The sequence below is a fragment of the Corallococcus carmarthensis genome, assembly GCF_003611695.1.
GTDB classification, from domain to species: Bacteria; Myxococcota; Myxococcia; order Myxococcales; family Myxococcaceae; genus Corallococcus; species Corallococcus carmarthensis.
The window spans coordinates 1-16,085 of sequence record NZ_RAWE01000228.1 but is presented as its reverse complement, the minus strand read 5'-3'; the positions used below and the strand labels follow the sequence as shown (position 1 = coordinate 16,085).

11 protein-coding genes and 1 pseudogene are annotated in these 16,085 nt (G+C 67.7%); 10 read left to right on the top strand and 2 right to left on the bottom strand.

Going from position 1 to position 16,085, the window contains the following annotated elements; genetic code table 11:
- From D7X32_RS45720 to D7X32_RS37085, 7 genes and pseudogenes are all read left to right on the top strand, one after another.
- Positions 1–1,632: pseudogene (locus tag D7X32_RS45720) on the top strand (YtxH domain-containing protein); the annotation flags it as partial.
- A 118-nt stretch (positions 1,633–1,750) separates the two neighbouring features.
- Entirely contained in the window at positions 1,751–4,807 is a 3,057-nt protein-coding gene (locus D7X32_RS37110) for a tetratricopeptide repeat protein (protein WP_341868166.1), read from the top strand.
- Positions 4,804–5,697 (top strand): sigma factor-like helix-turn-helix DNA-binding protein, encoded by an 894-nt coding sequence (locus D7X32_RS37105; protein WP_120607258.1) that lies wholly within the window; start codon positions 4,804–4,806, stop codon positions 5,695–5,697. The genes D7X32_RS37110 and D7X32_RS37105 overlap by 4 nt, the downstream gene beginning before the upstream one ends.
- A 15-nt stretch (positions 5,698–5,712) precedes the next feature.
- Positions 5,713–5,877, top strand: a complete 165-nt coding sequence (locus tag D7X32_RS47910) for a recombinase family protein (protein ID WP_120607257.1) — start codon at positions 5,713–5,715, stop codon at positions 5,875–5,877.
- A 778-nt stretch (positions 5,878–6,655) separates the two neighbouring features.
- A complete protein-coding gene (locus tag D7X32_RS37095) occupies positions 6,656–7,063 on the top strand; it encodes a TetR/AcrR family transcriptional regulator (protein WP_208752669.1) in 408 nt (135 codons plus the stop codon).
- A 148-nt stretch (positions 7,064–7,211) separates the two neighbouring features.
- Positions 7,212–8,072, top strand: coding sequence for a hypothetical protein (locus D7X32_RS37090; RefSeq protein WP_120607256.1), 861 nt, complete (start codon positions 7,212–7,214; stop codon positions 8,070–8,072).
- A 48-nt stretch (positions 8,073–8,120) separates the two neighbouring features.
- Positions 8,121–9,011, top strand: coding sequence for a LysR family transcriptional regulator (locus D7X32_RS37085; RefSeq protein WP_120607255.1), 891 nt, complete (start codon positions 8,121–8,123; stop codon positions 9,009–9,011).
- A 69-nt stretch (positions 9,012–9,080) separates the two neighbouring features.
- On the opposite strand, the gene D7X32_RS47965 is transcribed toward D7X32_RS37085, so the two are convergent.
- The gene (locus tag D7X32_RS47965) at positions 9,081–9,827 is read right to left on the bottom strand and encodes a putative quinol monooxygenase (RefSeq protein WP_244239394.1); all 747 of its coding nucleotides are present in this window, start codon (positions 9,825–9,827) and stop codon (positions 9,081–9,083) included.
- A 771-nt stretch (positions 9,828–10,598) separates the two neighbouring features.
- On the opposite strand from D7X32_RS47965, the gene D7X32_RS37070 reads away from it, so the two are divergent.
- The gene (locus tag D7X32_RS37070) at positions 10,599–12,011 is read left to right on the top strand and encodes a hypothetical protein (protein ID WP_147450410.1); all 1,413 of its coding nucleotides are present in this window, start codon (positions 10,599–10,601) and stop codon (positions 12,009–12,011) included.
- 259 nt (positions 12,012–12,270) lie between these two features.
- Here D7X32_RS37070 and D7X32_RS37065 read toward each other — a convergent pair whose 3' ends face one another.
- The gene (locus D7X32_RS37065) at positions 12,271–13,746 is read right to left on the bottom strand and encodes an amidohydrolase family protein (RefSeq protein WP_244239393.1); all 1,476 of its coding nucleotides are present in this window, start codon (positions 13,744–13,746) and stop codon (positions 12,271–12,273) included.
- Between the two features lie 369 nt (positions 13,747–14,115).
- On the opposite strand from D7X32_RS37065, the gene D7X32_RS37060 reads away from it, so the two are divergent.
- Both D7X32_RS37060 and D7X32_RS37055 read left to right on the top strand, forming a co-directional pair.
- The gene (locus tag D7X32_RS37060) at positions 14,116–14,328 is read left to right on the top strand and encodes a hypothetical protein (protein WP_208752666.1); all 213 of its coding nucleotides are present in this window, start codon (positions 14,116–14,118) and stop codon (positions 14,326–14,328) included.
- Between the two features lie 554 nt (positions 14,329–14,882).
- Positions 14,883–15,473 carry a bacteriocin fulvocin C-related protein gene (locus D7X32_RS37055; RefSeq protein ID WP_120607252.1) on the top strand — a complete coding sequence of 197 codons (591 nt, stop codon included), beginning with the start codon at positions 14,883–14,885 and terminating at the stop codon, positions 15,471–15,473.
- The last annotated feature ends 612 nt before the right edge of the window (positions 15,474–16,085 follow it).

Genomic DNA, 16,085 nt, shown 5'->3' with positions numbered 1-16,085 from the left:
GTCCAGGACGGCTTCGAGAAGACGCGCCCGTCCGGAGGCCGTCCGGCCGTCGAGCTCCAGCCGCCTCCGCCGCCTCCTCCGCCCGCCCCCGAGGAGAAGCCCGTCGAGAAGAAGGCCGCCGCTCCGAAGAAGGGCTGGTGGGACAAGGCCGTCGACAAGGGCAAGGACCTGGCGGGCGACGTGAAGGACACCGCCGTCGACGTGAAGAACAAGGTCGTGGAGGAGGGCAAGGACCTCGCGGGCGACGTGAAGGACACCGCCATCGAAGTGAAGGACAAGGTCGTGGAGGAGGGCGGCAACGCCGTTGACGCGCTCAAGGGCAAGGTCGAGGAGTGGAAGGAGTCCGTCGACTACAAGAAGAGCATCGACAACCTGGGGCCGGGCGACACGTACTCCCTCCACGTGGCAGGCGACGTCAGCATCGAGACCGGCAAGGCCTACGGGAAGGCGGACCTCGAGTGCACGCGCAATGACAAGGGTGAGTACATCGTGTCCGCCGACGGCGAGCTGGGCGCCGGCCTGTACGGCATGGTTGGCGGGAGCGCGGGCGCGAAGGCCAAGGTCGAGGGTGAGGCCACCGCGGGCGTCGGCGCGAAGGTGGAGATGAAGTTCGCCTCGGCCGAGGAGGCGAAGCGGGCCATGGACACGCTCGTGCGCTCGACCACGCCCGGGGGCGCGCTGCTGGGACCGCCCTCCACCAAGGACCTCGAGTTCTCCATGAAGCACGTCTCCGCCGTCGAGGTGCGCGGCGCCGCGGCCGCGAAGCTCGCCGGGGAGGCGGGCGTGGGCGTCCGGGGGGCCGCGGACGTGGGCGCGTTCGCCGAGGCGGGCGTGGAGCTCCAGGTCTCGGCGCGCATCGAGTTCGATGCCAACCGCAAGCCCTCCCTGGTCATCAAGGAAGAGCTCTCCGGGAACGTGACCGCGGGGGCGGAGGCCGGTCTTCCCGGAGGCCAGACGAAGAGCGGTGTGCAGACGGGCAGCGTGCTCGGCCAGGAGCTCTCCGGGAGCCTCAAGGGCTCCCTCACCATCGAGACGAAGGTGGACATGCCGGGCAACGTGGATCCGCTCAAGCTCGTTCAGGACCCCGTGGGAGCGCTGGCCGACGTGGGCAAGCAGCAGCTGCGCTCCCTGGAGACCACCGCCACCGTGAAGGTGCAGGCGGAAGGGACCGCGGGCTCCGTCGCCAAGGGTGGCGTGGAGGGCACGTTCGTCCTCAAGACGAACGCCGGCGAGAAGCTCGACGCCAAGGTGCTCGACGCCGCGCTCCACGGCGAGTTCCGCAAGGCCGCCGCAGCGAGCGCGGGTTCCACGCAGGTGGAGGCGACCGTCCAGGAGTACAAAAGCGTGGGCGTGAGCGCGGCGCCCGAGCTCAAGTTCATGGGCTTCGGCGTCAAGGGGGAGTTCGCCGCGACGACCCGCGACGTCTCCGATACGCCCCTCTTCTCGTTCAAGGGGAGCGCGAAGGATGCCGCTACCGCCATCGGCGGCTGGGGCACGGGCTCCGGCAAGGCCCTGGGCGGCGCGGTCGCGCTCTCCTCCAGCGGCACCGCGGGCCTGAGCGAGGCCCCCAGCTCCGCGTCCCTCAACAAGCAGCTGTCCACCGGCCGCTATGCCGGAGGCGTGCGCGCCTGAAGGCCCGCGCGCCCCCGCCGGCCGGGGGCGCACTGGGAGGGAAAACAACCTTCACGGGGATGACGGGGTGTCCTGTTAGACTCTCCTCGCGATGATGTCGTGCCCGGACGAAACGACGTTGAGCGACTTCCTGGAGGGGCGGCTCTCCGAGGAGGCCCGGGCGCGCGTCGTGGTGCACCTGGAAGGCTGCGCTGACTGTCAGTGGGTGCTGGCGGTGGGCAACGGCGCCCTCCCCGGGGACGCGGCACCGGAGCCGCGTCCTCCTCCGCTGGCCCGGGGAGCCACCCTCTCCCGCTACGTGGTGCTGGAGCGGTTGGGCGCCGGGGCCATGGGCATGGTGTACGCCGCCTATGATCCGGAGCTGGACCGGCAGGTGGCCCTCAAGGTGGTGCGCCCGGAGGGCCGCCACGTGGAGGAGCTCCAGCGGCGGCTCTTGCTGGAGGCGCAGGCGCTGGCGCGACTGTCCCATCCGCACGTCGTCACGCTGTACGACGTGGGGACGTATGGGGACTGCGTCTTCCTGGCCATGGAGCTGGTGGATGGCGCGACGCTGCGGGACTGGCTCCAGCCGCCGCGCGCGTGGGCGGACGTCCTGCGCGTCTTCCAGGACGCGGGCCGGGGGCTTGGGGCCGCGCACGCGGCGGGGCTGGTGCACCGCGACTTCAAGCCGGCGAACGTGCTCGTCGGGAAGAACGGCGGGGTGTGGGTCACCGACTTCGGCATGGCCCGTCCCCTCAACCGCGAGCAGGGGCTGGCGGCGCGGGTGGAGCCGAAGGCCGCCACGTCCACGCTGAGCCCTCTCACCCGCACGGGCGTGCTCCTGGGGACGCCCGCGTACATGGCGCCGGAGCTGGTGAAGGGCCAGCGGGCGGACGCGCTGTCGGATCAATTCAGCTTCTGCGTGGCCTTGTACGAGGCCCTCTTCGGCGTGCGCCCCTTCGAGGGCGACACCCTGGAGGACATGGCCCGGTCCGCGGAGGAGGGCCGCGTGCGGCCCCCGCTGCGCGACGTGAAGGTGCCGGCCCGGGTGCGGCGCGCGGTGCTGCGGGGCCTGCGGGCCCGGCCCGAGGAGCGCTTCGCCTCCATGGAGGCGCTGCTGACGGCGCTCACCCCGCCGTCGCGGCGCGAGCGCGTGTGGGTGGCGACCGCGGTCCTGGCCTCCCTGCTGGTGGGGGCGCTCGTGTACGGCCTGTCGCCCCGGCACGAGACGCGCTGCGAGCAGGAGGTGGCGAAGCTCGCTGGGGCGTGGGGGCCCGCGCGGCGGGAGCGGATCCACGCGGCCTTCCTCGCCACGGGCGTGCCGTTCGCCGCGAAGGCCTGGGACACGATGGCCGCCACGCTGGATGCGCATGCGGCCCAGTGGCGCACGCTGCGCACCGAGGCCTGCCGCTCCGCGACCGTCGATGACATGAGCATGGCCTGGCGGACGGAGACGTGCCTGGATGCCCGGCTCTGGCAGTTCGCCGCCGTCGCCGAGGTGCTGGAGAAGGCGGATGCGCGGACGGTGCAGAACGCGCAGCAACTGGCGGCCTCGCTGGAGGGGCTGACCGGGTGCAAGGACACGTCGGCGCTCTCCGCCCGCCCGCAGCCCCCGGATGCGCTCGCCGCGCGGGTGGACACCGCCCGGCGCAAGCTCACGCAGGCGCAGGCCTCGCTCGAAGCGGGCCGCTACCCCGAGGGACTCGCGCTGACGACGGCGCTCCTCGGGGAGATTACGGGGCTCGGCTTCCGGCCGCTGGAGGCGGAGGTGCTGCTCGCCCATGGCACCCTGCTCGCGCAGGACGGAAAGCTGAAGGAAGCGGAGGACCACCTCTACAAGGCCGTGTTCGCCGCCGAGGCCGGGCACGATGACGAGACGGCGGCGCGCGCGTGGAGCCTGCTCGTCTGGGTCGTGGGCGATCTCCAGGCTCGCGCCGCGGACGTGGAGCGGATCATCCAGCACGCCCGGGCCGCGGTGACGCGGTTGGGGCCCGAGCGCTTCCCCGCTGTCACCATGGACCTGTACCTGTGGCTGGGAACGGCGCTGATCCAGCAGGGAAAGCTGGACCGGGCGCAGGTGGAGATCTCCCAGGGGCTGGAGCTTGCGCGGAAGACCTACGGCGAGGACCACCTGCGCACAGCCCATTTCATGCACAACCTGGGGCGCATCTACTCCCGCCAGAACCGGTACCAGGAGGCGCTGGCCTTGCATCGTCAGGTCCTGACGTTGCGCGAGCGCCATCTGGGCCCCGCGCACCCCCAGCTCACCGCCACGCTCAACAGCCTCGCAGGGGCCTACATGGGGCTGGGTCAGCTGGACGAGGCCATCGCCCTCTGGCGCCGCATCATCAAAATCACCGACGCGGCCCACCTGCCGGAGCACGTGGGTCTCGCGAACTCGCTGGGGAACCTGGGCACCGCGCTGCGCGGCAAGGGAGAGCTCGACGAGGCGTGGCGGAGCCTGGAGCGGGGGCGTGCCATCCTGGAGCGCACCCATGGGCCTGACCATCCCCATGTGGCCGTGATGCTGGAGGAGCTGGCGCTGGTGGCGCACGACGCGGGCCGGTTCGATGAGGCCTTGCGACTGGCGACCGACGGCCTGGAGCGGATCCGGCGCTCACTTGGACCGGAGACGCCACGTGCCCAGAGCATCCTGAGATCCCGTGGGCGCATCCTGCTCAAGCTGGGACGCACCGCCGAGGCCCGGAAGGACCTGCTGGCGGCGCTGAAGATCCTGGAAAAGGAGGAGGGCCCCGACGGTCCCAGCGCGACGTTCGTTCACCATTACCTGGCCGATGTCGCAATGGCAGAAGGGAATGCGCGAGAAGCGCTTGGCCATTGCAAGCACGCGCTGATGCTTGACGAGCGGAGGCTGTCGCCGCAGTCGCTCATGGTCGCAGCGGACTTCTCCTGCATCGGAGAGGCGCTGCTGGCCCAGAAAGCCCCAGAGGAAGCGGAACCCATGCTGGAGCGCGCACGCCAGATTCAACAGCAGCTGACCGGAGAGGCGATGCTCGCGGGCTGGACCTCCTTCCTGCTGGCCCGAGCGCTCAGCGAAAAGCACACGAACCCCGACCCCGTGCGCGCCGCCGCCCTGGCGGAGGAGGCCCGCGTCAAGCTGGCGGCCCTGGGCGTGAAGGCGAGCAAGGACCTGGAGCAGGTCCTCGCCTGGCAGCGGCGGGAGGCACGCAAATGAACGGCCCCGTGGAAGCAGACGGCCTGGTCGCGCTGCTGCGCACGCATGTGCCTCCGGAGCGACGCGCGCAGCTGGACGGAGTGGAAGACCTGGAGGCGCTCCTGCGCGAACAGCTGACGGTGGCGCGGAACGCCTGGCCCACGGTGGCGCTCGCGACGGAGTCCTTCTTGCGGCATCTGGCCCTGCACCTGCCGGACACGGGCGCGCTGGCCGTGCTGCGCGAGTGCCATGCCGCGGACCTGTACCTCGCGTGTGCCTGTGGTGAAGGCCACCCTGCCGCCCTGCGCGCCTTCGAGCAGCACCTGCTCCAGCAGGTGCCCTCCCGGCTCGCCTCCATGCCGCGCACCCAGGTGGACGAGGCGCTCCAGCTCTTGCGCGAGCGGTTGTTGATGGGCTCCGGCGGTGAGCCGCCCAGGATCCTCACGTACTCGGGCCGGGGCGCGCTGCTCGCCTGGGTGGTCATCTCCACCGCGCGCATCGTCAGCCAGCTCAAGACCCGGGATGAGCGCCAGGAGTTGTTCGACGAGCCACCCGAGGCGCTCGTGCAGTTGCTGTCCACGGGGGACCCGGAGCACGAGCTGCTGCGCAAGGACCTGCGTGAGCTGCTGGTGGACGTGCTCCGCAAGGTCCTGGAGGCCCTGCCCCCGCGAGAGCGCACGCTGCTGAGGCTGCACCACCTGCACGGCTTCACGATGGACCGGCTCGCGACGATGTATGGCGAGTCCCGCTCCGGCGTGGGGCGCCGGGTCGTCCAGTCCCGCGAGCGGCTGCTCAAGCTCCTGCGCGCGGAGCTGGCCGGACGGCTGAAGCCGGACGACGCCGCGCTGGACAGCTTGCTGGGGCTGGTGAACAGCCAGCTCGATTTGAGCCTGAACCGGCTGATGGGTTGAGCACGGTTCGCGCCACTGGCGCGGACCTCAAGGGGCGGGGGACGCCTCGATCGCCTGGCCCGGTCGATTCGGGATCTGCTCGTGCTTCTCGACGAGCTGTCCGCCAGCGGCTGTGCAGTCATCAGCCTCCGGGAGTCCATCGGCCTGACCACCCCCACCGGCCGCCTCCTGGTCCATTAGGAGACGCCCGGAGGGGTGCAAAAAGATCCCGGCGAATCGGTAAGCAATCCCCCGCCGCACACCTGTCCGCTGGGGCATTCCGAAGTCTCTTCGCACGCCCGCTGACACGTACCTGCTGACTCCGGTGTTGTCAGCGGCCAGAACATGCACTCCAGCTCCTCCTCGCAGTCGGCGCTACTCTTGCAGCTCCCTCCCTCTTGAACATGAGCTGGGGCCATCTTGGGACCACGGCTAACAGCACAGGAAGAAAGGAGAATCAGCAGCACCAGCAAAGGCCATTCGGGCTTCATGTTCTCACCTGCCGACGAGCAGTAGGCGGACTCAGTGGAGTTGGAACGCGAGGAACGTAGGACACGACGTGACCGTCCGACGTGATCAAGGCGCCCGGAATGCGAGCGATGGGCGTCATGTCCACTTCGGAAGGAACGTTTCCGAACGCTGGATCAGCGCTCCAGCCCGCTGAACTCGTGCATGGGGCGTTTGGATGGGAGTGATAGGTGCTGACCAACGCTTGTGGCGTCGTGGTGGCATCTCCGCCATTCGAACACTGGTTGCCCTCTGTCCGATAGACCAGCCCCGCCCATTCGACGGAGAAGTCATACCCATTGGCCAGCATCCACGCATGGGTGTCCTCAACTGCGGCCGTTGGGCTTGAAAAGATGTCACCTGGTGCGAGACCGCTCGGATCGAGGAACCGCAACGGATTGTTCAGCACGTAGGCGTAGGCGGGCATGCTGTAACCCGTCATCGCCATGGCCCTTACAAGGACCGGGCGGACGTGCTCCAGGCCGCGCTCTCACGGTGGGAGGAGCTGGCGACCACGAGAGTCATTCAACGCCTGGGGGCGTTGCCAGACCCCAGGGAGCGGTTGCGCCAACTGCTGGAGCTGGCCTTCGAACAGGGCGCGCACGGAAGAATCGAGGTCGCCCTGGTCGCTGGCGCTTCGGTGGACCCGCGCATCCAGCCCGTGCTCGCGAGGGTGTCGCAGCGGCGCATCGACTACGTCACGAAGCTGTACGTGGCGTTGGGGCTGTCGGCGCGCGCCGCCCGTCGGTGGGCGCTCCAGGCGTACTCCACCTACGTGGGCCTCCTGCACCTTTCCATCGCCAGCCCGGAGGCGCTCGGCACGAGCCGTGCCCGGGCTGAGTATGTGCAGCACGTCGTGAGGACGCTCATTCCTGTGTGAGGGCCCCGAGGCGCGCCGAACCGATTGTCACTTGAAGGCGAAGACCGGGATTGAGTCTCGCATCGAGGCCGTAGGCGATGGTTGTGTTCCGGCTCAGGCGGATCTCAAGCTCCTGAGACGTACTGGGCATGACCTGGGGTCTTCCACCATGGGGAAGTACAAGCTGATCTCCAAGCCGTTTCCCGCGCTCACGACGGGGGACGTCAAGCATGGCGGGACCGGCCTCATCGAGGACGCACGGCACGTGGTGAATCCGTTGAGCGTGGGCGGCAGTCACGCGAGCACGCCTCTTGAATTCCTGTTCAAGAAGTTCGCGGTGCACGTCATGTCCTTTGAGATCGAGGGTGCCGAGGCGCCGAACTGGTTTGGCGTGAGCTTCCGCAAGGGAATCCAATCCTTCGACTCCGTGAACATCTTCTGTCACCCCAGCCCGGGGACCGCCGGGATGACGGACCGGGACTACCCGACGCGCGCGGGACCGTGGCCGCGCCTGTTCCGCTACGCGCAGATGATGGGGGCCCAGTTCGCCATCGCCGGCTCCGACCAGATCGCGATCGTCCCCTTCTTCAACAATGCGTCGTACTCGAGCACGGGCCTCTTCGGTCCGAACTGGAAGGACATCGTCCTGGACATCCTGGGGGAGGTGAGGGCTGAAGCGCTGCAACGCACCGACCCCTTTCCCGTGGTGCTGAAGGATGTCGTGCTCTCCGACTTCAGCTTTGGCCGTGGCCTGATGCGGAACGTCCGGGCGCGGGCCCCCGGCCTGTCCCGGTACCTGCGGGAGATCTGGGACTTCGACGGCGTCGGCGGGGCACCTCCCTTCCCAGCGGGAGAGGTGGGAGGAATCCTCTACGACCAGTCCACGGGCGGCGACCCGCGCATCTTCCATGTGCCGCCGACCCGGTGGCAGCAGTTCCACGGCAAGATCGCGACCAGCGTCCACAGCAACATCCCGGACCTGCTCGCGTGTCACGCGGCCTCGGTGAGCAACGTGGGCCGGGGCGGATAGCGCCCGCGCGGGTTGCCTGTCCACCGGCGACGGGCGAGCCTGCGTCGCATGGAGATGCATCAGGTCCGGTACTTCCTGGCGGTGTCGGAGACGCACAGCTTCACGCGTGCCGCGGAACGCTGCCACGTGTCGCAGCCCACGCTGACCGCCGCCATCAAGAAGCTGGAGGTGGAGCTGGGTGGGCCACTGCTCCTGCGAGACCGGAGTGGTGCGAAGCTCACGCCCCTGGGCCGGTTGGTGTTGCCCCGGCTCCAGCGCATCGACGATGAGAGCCGGAGCGTGGCGCTCATCGCGGAGAACCACCGCCGCCTGAAGCAGGTGCCCCTGCGCATCGGGGTGCTGTGCACCATCGGTCCCGCGCGGCTGTCCGGCTACCTGGCGGCGTTCCGCGCCGTGGCGCCCGGAGTGGAGGTAGAGCTTCAGGTCGGCACGCGCGACAAGGTGCTGCGACAACTGGAGGAAGCGGAGGTGGACCTGGTCATCACCCACGCCGCGGCGCCCACGCCCGACTGGTGCGTCGTCACCCCCCTCTATGAGGAGCGCTACCTCGTCGTGCTTCCCCCCGGACATCGCCTGGCGGCGCACGACACCGTGCGGCTGGCGGAGTTGTCCGACGAGCCCTACATCGACCGGCTCTCCTGCGAGATGCGCGAACAGGTCGGGGAGCTGTGCACGTCTCGAAAGGTGGCGCTGTACGCCAGCTATCGCACCGAACGTGAGGAGTGGGTCCAGAGCCTGGTCGCCGCGGGCGTAGGCTTCGCCTTCATGCCCGAGCACTCGTTGATGCCGGGCGCCACCACCGCGCGGCCCCTCGTCGAACCGTCGCTCCAGCGCACCGTGTCCCTGCTGCGCTCGGGGGACCGCACCGCGCCACCGGTCGCGAAGCTCTTCTGGCGCACCCTGCTGGAGAGCGCGGGCCGCCCGCGTCCGGGCGCCTGAACGCAGACGGCGCGAGGCCCACCCCGTGAGGTGCGCCCCGCGCCCGGAACCCGGATGCATCGGTGACGTTCAGCGCTTCACGGCGAGCACGTTCACCTGCTGGATGACCGGCGGCTTCGCGAGCAACTCCGGCGCCTGCGCCATCAGCGCCGCGGCCACCTTGCCGCCCAGGTGCGCCTTGCGGCCCGCCTCGTCAGGGAACGTGTCCACGATGCCGAACGTGGTCGGCGACAGGCGAATCGCATACCAGTGCAGGGTGGCCGGTTCGTCGCGCACGATGGGCAGCCCGCCTTCCAGGAACTTCCGCACGTCGCCTTCCTTGCCCGGCTTCGCCTCCAGGATGACGACCAGCGCCTTCTGGTCGGTCACATCCGGAGTGCCCGGCGCCTTGACGGCGAGCAGGTCCACCTGCTCGATGGACGGAGGCGTCGCCAGGAGCTCCGGCGCCTGCGCCATCAGCGCCGCGGCCACCTTGCCGCCCAGGTGCGCCTTGCGGCCCGCATCGTCGGCGAAGGTGTCGAAGATGCCGAACGAGGCCGGACCGAAGCGCAGCGCGAACCACTGCGCCGTCGCCGGCTCCTCGTGGACCAGGGGCAGGCCCCCCTCCAGGAACTTCTGCACGTCGCCTTCCTTGCCCGGCTTTGCCTCCAGGCGCACCAGCAGGCCCACGTGCACATCCTCTGCCTTCTGCGATTGCGTCGTCGTCGTCATGTGCTCACCCGTCGTGCTCTTGGAGGAAGACGCGCAGCCCCATCCCACCAGGGAGGCGGCCAGCGCGAGGAAGGTCATGCGGTACGGCTTCAGGAAGGCATTCATGGAAGGCTCCAGGGTCCAGGGGGAGTCCGGTGGCGCTCGGTGCGTCACCGCGACCTCGACGTGGACACATATAGACCTCGCCTCCCGCCACCGTGAGGGCCCCGGCGCCAATGGATCGATAGTCATCTCCTATGCACGCAAGCCCAGGGGGAGGACCGGTCCCGGGACTGGCGCGAACCGCACCGGAACTCGCGGTCAGTCCCCGTCCGTCGCTGTGGCGAGGCAGCTGCCCAGGCGCCGCAGTCCCTCCGGAATGCGCACGGAACGTGCGCCATGCCGGGTGAGCGACGCGCCGGTGAGGCCGTCCACGACGAGCGCGGTTGTACGGTAACTGAATGTGTTCGCCTGCCCTCGGTGTGGAGGCCCCGCGCACAGCCTGGGTGGCACCCGCCCGCCCTCGGTCCTCCTCTGCACCCTCCCGCCACCCTCACAGTCGCACCCGCTCTCTGATGTGTATGGATTTCCCCTTATGCGCATGAGCATTCTTTGTGCAGATGCGTATGCGTATGTGCATGTGCGGGTTGTGTGTCGCGTCCTCCAGAGCCCATTCCTTTCAAAGAAATACCGCTTATTCATTGCCCGGGGTGCGCTGCGTCATGGATCCATGCAGGTGTTTGAACGCTGGAGTGCCGGCGTGCCTTCCGTCTGGCGCGGTAGAATATTCCAGCCAAAATTTCCTATCGCCGGATGACACCCGGTCTTCACTTGGGCTGGCTTTCATTTCGTGTTAGAGAATGACTCGCAGTGAGAAGTACTTTGCCGGGGGGATTCATGAAAAACAGTTTGCGTGTCATTGGGGCGACCCAGGTCCTTGGGTTGCTCTCCTCGCTCCTCGTGGCTTGCGATCCCGCGGCCAGGCCCTTCCCGGACAAGGAAGTCGTGGCCGTGGATTCACGGCAGGATGAGCTCTATGGCAATCCCGCCGGTTACTGGCCCACGAGCGCCGCGGGCTTCACCGACGTACCCGTTTGTTGGACCACGGCAGGCTGGAACTCGGAGAAGACGTGGGTGAGGCAGATCGTCGAGGCGCAGTGGGACACGAACAGCAGTGTGCGTTTCACGGGCTGGGGCGCCTGTGACATCCTTACTCCCGCTCAGGCCATCCGCATCCAGGTGGATGAGAGCGGCCCGCGCTCCGTCGTCGGCCGCTCGAACAGCAACCCAAGCATGTGGCTCAACTTCAACTTCGCCAATTGGAGCCACGTCTGCAACGACGGTGTTGATGACGCATCGTTGCCGGGAGATGATCGCGAATATTGCATCCGCGGCGTCGCCTTGCACGAGTTCGGCCACGCCCTGGGCTTCTGGCACGAGCAGGACTCTCCGGGCAATCAACCCAACACGCCGGGCTACTGCGACAACACCATCGTTCAGCAAGCCAATGGCGAGGTCATCACCGCGTACGACCCTCTCTCGACCATGAACTACTGCGCCGCGTGGGGCCGGCCGACCTTGAGCGACCTGGACGTTCAGGGCTTGCGCCAGGTTTATGGTGTGTCTCCCCTTGAGTTTCAGTTCCAGTATTACGCGTTCCCCTCCGCGTGCACCCTGGTCAACGAGCCGGGCGATTCCCACGGCTGGCATGACAATTACCTCTGCACCGCGGGTCAGGAGGGGGTGAGCTGGTCCTATGCGGGACCCATCGCGGGCCAGCGCTGCACCCTGATCAACGAGCTCCTCGACCCCGATGGCTGGAATGACAACTACCTCTGCGTGCCCACCTACAGCCCCCTGCAGTTCGTCTGGTCCTCGTTGCTTCCAGTCCCCTTGATGCGCTGCACGCAGTGGAATGAGCCCGCCGACCCCGACTCCTGGAACAACAACTACCTGTGTTACACGCAGCGGTTCGCGTTCTCCCCCGCGGGGAAGATCGCGGGTACCACCTGCATCTCGGTCAACGAGCCGTCCGACCCGAATGGCTGGAAGGACAACTTCCTGTGCTCCGAGGTGGACGAAGGCGTGCGTTTCAGCAACGCGGGGCCTATCGCCGGCATGCGGTGCACGCTCGTGGACGAGCCCAGCGACCCCAACACCTGGAACGATAATTACGTCTGCGTGCCCAACCTCAGCCTGCTCAACTTCCAGTGGTCCAGCGCAGGCCCCATCGCTGGGAAGACCTGCATCGCGTGGAACGAGCCCGTGGATTCCGCTCACGGCTGGAACAACAACTACCTCTGCTACTGAACCAAGGGGCCCCGGTTCCGCCCGGGAGCAACGGGGCCCCAATCCACGCGCGCCAGGTCCATCAGGCGTGTACCCCAAGGAGGCTCAAGCGGCCTCTCCACCGGCCTGGCAGACAGCCTGGACGGCCCCCGTCAGTGGTGCTCCTCGTCCCTCTCTCCAGCCCGCCACCCTCAACAGAGTCCCTCTGCGTCTTGTGCTCGGAATCCGCAGGCATCCACTGCCTTCGCGCCCCCGGTGAGGGAGGCGCGAAGGCGGCGGCCTACTCGGCGAAGCGGCGCTCGAAGGTGGCGAGCTGCACTTCCAGCTTCCACTGCAACGCGGCCCGCTTGTTGCCGGCGAGGAAGCTGCTGCAACCGTCGGACACGGCGGTCTGCTCCGGCTTGTCGGAGGCGCAGGCGTTCACGGTCGCGGTGAAGTCGTCCCGGCGGGCCCAGAGGCTGTCGCCCTCCGCGAAGGCATGCTCCAGGCTGGCGCGAGCCATCTTCTTGAGCGTCTTGTAGTCGAGCCCCTGGACGGAGGCCGCGGCGACGTACTCCTGGGTGATGTCCCCGCGCAGGATGCCCGAGTCATCGGTGGCCAGGGCCACGGGCACGCCGTTCTTCAGGTACGCGGCGAGCGGGTGCTGCTCCCCCGACATGCCCAGCAGGACGCGGTTGGAGGTCAGGCAGATCTCCACCATGACGCCCGCTTCGTGCATGTCGCGCAGCAGGTCCTCGGCGCCATCGCCGGCCGTCTCGCTCAGCACGTCCGCGCCGTGGCCAATGCGCTCCGCATGGGCCTTCTCCACGGCCTCGCGGATGTGGAAGTTCATGTGCTGCTGGTCCTGCGCCGCGAGCACCGACGGGATGAGCTCGCCGGCGTGCAGGGAGACGTGCACCAGCTTGCGGCCGACCTCCTGGTCGTTGAAGTCGTCGAGCGTGCCCAGGGCGAACATCTCATCCTGGTAGAACGCGAGGGAGTTGGCGTTCTCCTCCGGGGACACGAGGTTGACGCCGACGATCTCCGGCACCTTCTGGGCAAGCTCATAGGCATACACCCACTGGCCGAAGACGTTCGCCCGGTCCGCCGTGCGGTTGGCGGAGACGAGCAGCCGCACATCCACGTTGCAGCCGGGGTCCGGCTGGGCGGTGTCACAGCCGAGCAGCGTGCGGGTGCCCTTCAGGGTGTTCGCGATGCTGGTGGCCTGCGCCGTCAGGGCGCCCTGGAAGTCCGGCAGCGCGATGAGCTGCTGACGTTTGGCCAGCAGGGTCGCCTTGTCCCAGGCATCCCCGGCGGTGAACAGCGGCATGGCGAGGCTGCCGCCCCTGCCCGCGCCAAAGCCTTGCATCAGCTCCACGTAGACCTGGTGGTGCCTGCCGGCGCGCGAAATGATGTCCGCGTAGCTGTCGTCATTGCGCGAATCGTTCTGCACCGCGCCGTACTTGCCGAAGGCGTCGAAGAAGTGCTGGTGCGCGGCCAGCAGCGGTCCCGGGTGGTCCTCCATGGACCAGGCGCTCATCACGGCGTCATAGAGGGCGCGGTCGCTCTCCGTGTTGGCCAGGGGCACCGCTCCGGCCGCGCACGGGTTGCTGGCCACGTAGGTCGTCGTGTTCACGCATGCGCCGTCCTCCGCACCCCACTGGATCAGCTTCTCCGTGGTGATGGCGCCGGAGGTGTGGCTGTGCAGATCGCCGCCCTTGGGCATGTCGAACAGGAAGGTCCCAAATGCCGTGGCGTCGGTGCGCAGCGACTCCATGTGCTCATTGACCCGCTCCTCTCGCGTTTTCTCAACAGGAGGGACGGGATCCTCTTCACTACAAGCGCTCAGTCCGAGCGCGGCGATGATGGCGAGTGATTGGAATTTGCTCATGGCGGTGGGGCTGTCCTTGGGTACGTGGGGGCGCGCTGAGTACACGCTGCCAAGGAGAATGCGAAGGGATTTTCTAGTCTATCTGCTTTTTCTTGAGTGTGTCTGAGGATGGCTTCAAGAGGGACCCGGGTCCGAGAGTTCGTGGCGCGTCTGCGTCCTGGGGGAGGAGGGGCCGACGGAAGGTGGACATTTGGGAGGACACCGAGGCCCGCCCGAAGCCCGAAACCCTGCCCGGCTCCCGAGCCGGACAGCCTGATGCGCGCTATGTGGGTGATGGAGTTCCTCGAAGGGGGAACACTCCGCACCGCACCGTGGGCCATCGCCAACGCGTCCTTCAAACAGCAGCAGGGGAACAAGGGCGTGCCGGAGATCCAGGAGCTGCCCAACCGCGGCCACTCGCTCATCATCGACAGTGGCTGGCGAGAAGGCGCGGCCGTGGCGCTCGAGTTCGTGAAGCGCTTCGTCTGAGCAAAGAGGAATAGGCCCAGGGCGCACACGCTGCTCACGGAAGAGGTACCCGTGGCCGACGTGCTCCTCGAAGGCCGTGTCCTGGTCCGTCGGAAAAGTGAACGCGAACCGTCTTTCGGATCTTGAGATGTCCACGTTCGCCCCAGCGCGCTTCGGAATTGTCCGAGGAGATGTTGCCGCGCCACGTTCCGTCAGGCCGATGAGCTGGCCTCGCCAATTCCATTCGAGAGGGCTGTTTGTCAATCGACGGAGCGGAGTCGCAGGGTAGCTGTGAGGCAGGGTGCGCTCCATTCGCTTCAGGGGCACCCAAGGATTTCTTGGGACGCCGGCTGAAACGTTCCCTCTTACTCCCCGATGGACCGGACAACGGAGTCGCTGCCCGGCCATCGAGATGTCAGTCATGGATGAACGGGGGATGTTCCATGGGCGGTTTTGCACCTACCAGTGGTGGTTCTGGAACTTCAGGAGTGGACCTTGCCGAGTCCGCGCGTCGCACGGACTCCGCTGAACGAGTAGTCCGCCATTTCAAGGAGTATCCATTGACAAGAAAAATCATGCTGCTTCTTCTCGGTGTCGCCATTCTGGGTGTTGGCACGCTGCTGTTTCCGCTCCCTGCGTCCGCCAGTGAGTCGTGCACGGCGGCCCAGAAGCATGTTCAGGACTGGGTCGACGCCAATGCGGGGCACCTTCCGACCGACCTCGACGGCGTGAGCCGCCATCCGGTGGCGTATCGAAAGGCCATCTTCGCAGCGTTGTCGGCTGACCAGAAGGTTTCGCTCTGGCGTGAGCACATCCGTCAGTATGTCGCGGCACATCCAAAGCTCTCCACGCAGCAAGCCGCAGTGCTGGAATCGGTGTTCGCGCGCCTGACTTCAGAGCTGTTCAGCCAGGCCGGGCACGCCCAGCTGGACCTCATGGAAAAGCAGGTCAAGGATGCCTTTGGGGCGGAGGAAGCCGTCGCGATCGTGGCCACTCTGGGTCCGGTCGAGGCTCCCGAGGCTGTTCCCCCAGCGTTGGCACCCCTCTGCCAGTGCAGCCGTGCGAGCCCGTACTGCGGCAGTCTGGCCTGCAGGGCCTACAAGTGCACCACGCAGTCGGGGTGTGGAACGTTCTACCAGTTCCGCTGTGACGGTCTCTGCGGTTGACGTGGCAGCGCCCTGTCGCGGTTCTGACGCGCCCAGGTATTGACGTTTTCCTTCAGGAGAGCGCGTGACACTTCATCGTCGCGCGCTTTCCGCCGAATCATGTTCTTCAGCCGCGACCCCATGCCGCCCTGGATGGGCGTGCCATGCTCACGGGACCCGTCGCTGAGTGAACCAGACCTCCGCAATCCGTCACTCATCATCCCGCCTTCCAGTGGGAGGACGGCCGCTGTGGCCTCCAAACATGTACAGGCGCCCGCCTTCGCTGATGCTCGCGAGAGGGGTATGTCTTTCGCGTCGACGGGACGCGGCACCGGTGTCCAGGGACATGACCGCGGTATTGGCATGGCGGCCGGGTAACGGCGGTTCCTCCAAGCGTGAGCGGTGGAGGCGAGCATGGCAGCCCCAGGCTGCGGCGTAAGCGTTCACGGGGTCTGGCGACCGCGAGCGTGAATCAGGTCCCGGGCAGCAGCGATGGTGCGGGAGTGCCGTGGAGATGGGCTTCAAGGGACGCAGTGAGAGCGTCGAGCACGTTGCGCTCCTGCTTCCTGAGGCTCATCACGGCCGTGAGGATGCGCTCGACGAAGCGGCTGCCGTCCTCGCTCTGGGTGCCAA

Coding starts and splice junctions, on each gene's coding strand:
- D7X32_RS37055 (WP_120607252.1), top strand. CDS start 14,883: ATGCTGCTTCTTCTCGGTGTCGCCATTCTGGGTGTTGGCACGCTGCTG.
- D7X32_RS37060 (WP_208752666.1), top strand. CDS start 14,116: ATGCGCGCTATGTGGGTGATGGAGTTCCTCGAAGGGGGAACACTCCGC.
- D7X32_RS37085 (WP_120607255.1), top strand. CDS start 8,121: ATGGAGATGCATCAGGTCCGGTACTTCCTGGCGGTGTCGGAGACGCAC.
- D7X32_RS37090 (WP_120607256.1), top strand. CDS start 7,212: ATGGGGAAGTACAAGCTGATCTCCAAGCCGTTTCCCGCGCTCACGACG.
- D7X32_RS47965 (WP_244239394.1), bottom strand. CDS start 9,827: ATGAATGCCTTCCTGAAGCCGTACCGCATGACCTTCCTCGCGCTGGCC.
- D7X32_RS37065 (WP_244239393.1), bottom strand. CDS start 13,746: ATGGAGTCGCTGCGCACCGACGCCACGGCATTTGGGACCTTCCTGTTC.
- D7X32_RS37070 (WP_147450410.1), top strand. CDS start 10,599: ATGAAAAACAGTTTGCGTGTCATTGGGGCGACCCAGGTCCTTGGGTTG.
- D7X32_RS37105 (WP_120607258.1), top strand. CDS start 4,804: ATGAACGGCCCCGTGGAAGCAGACGGCCTGGTCGCGCTGCTGCGCACG.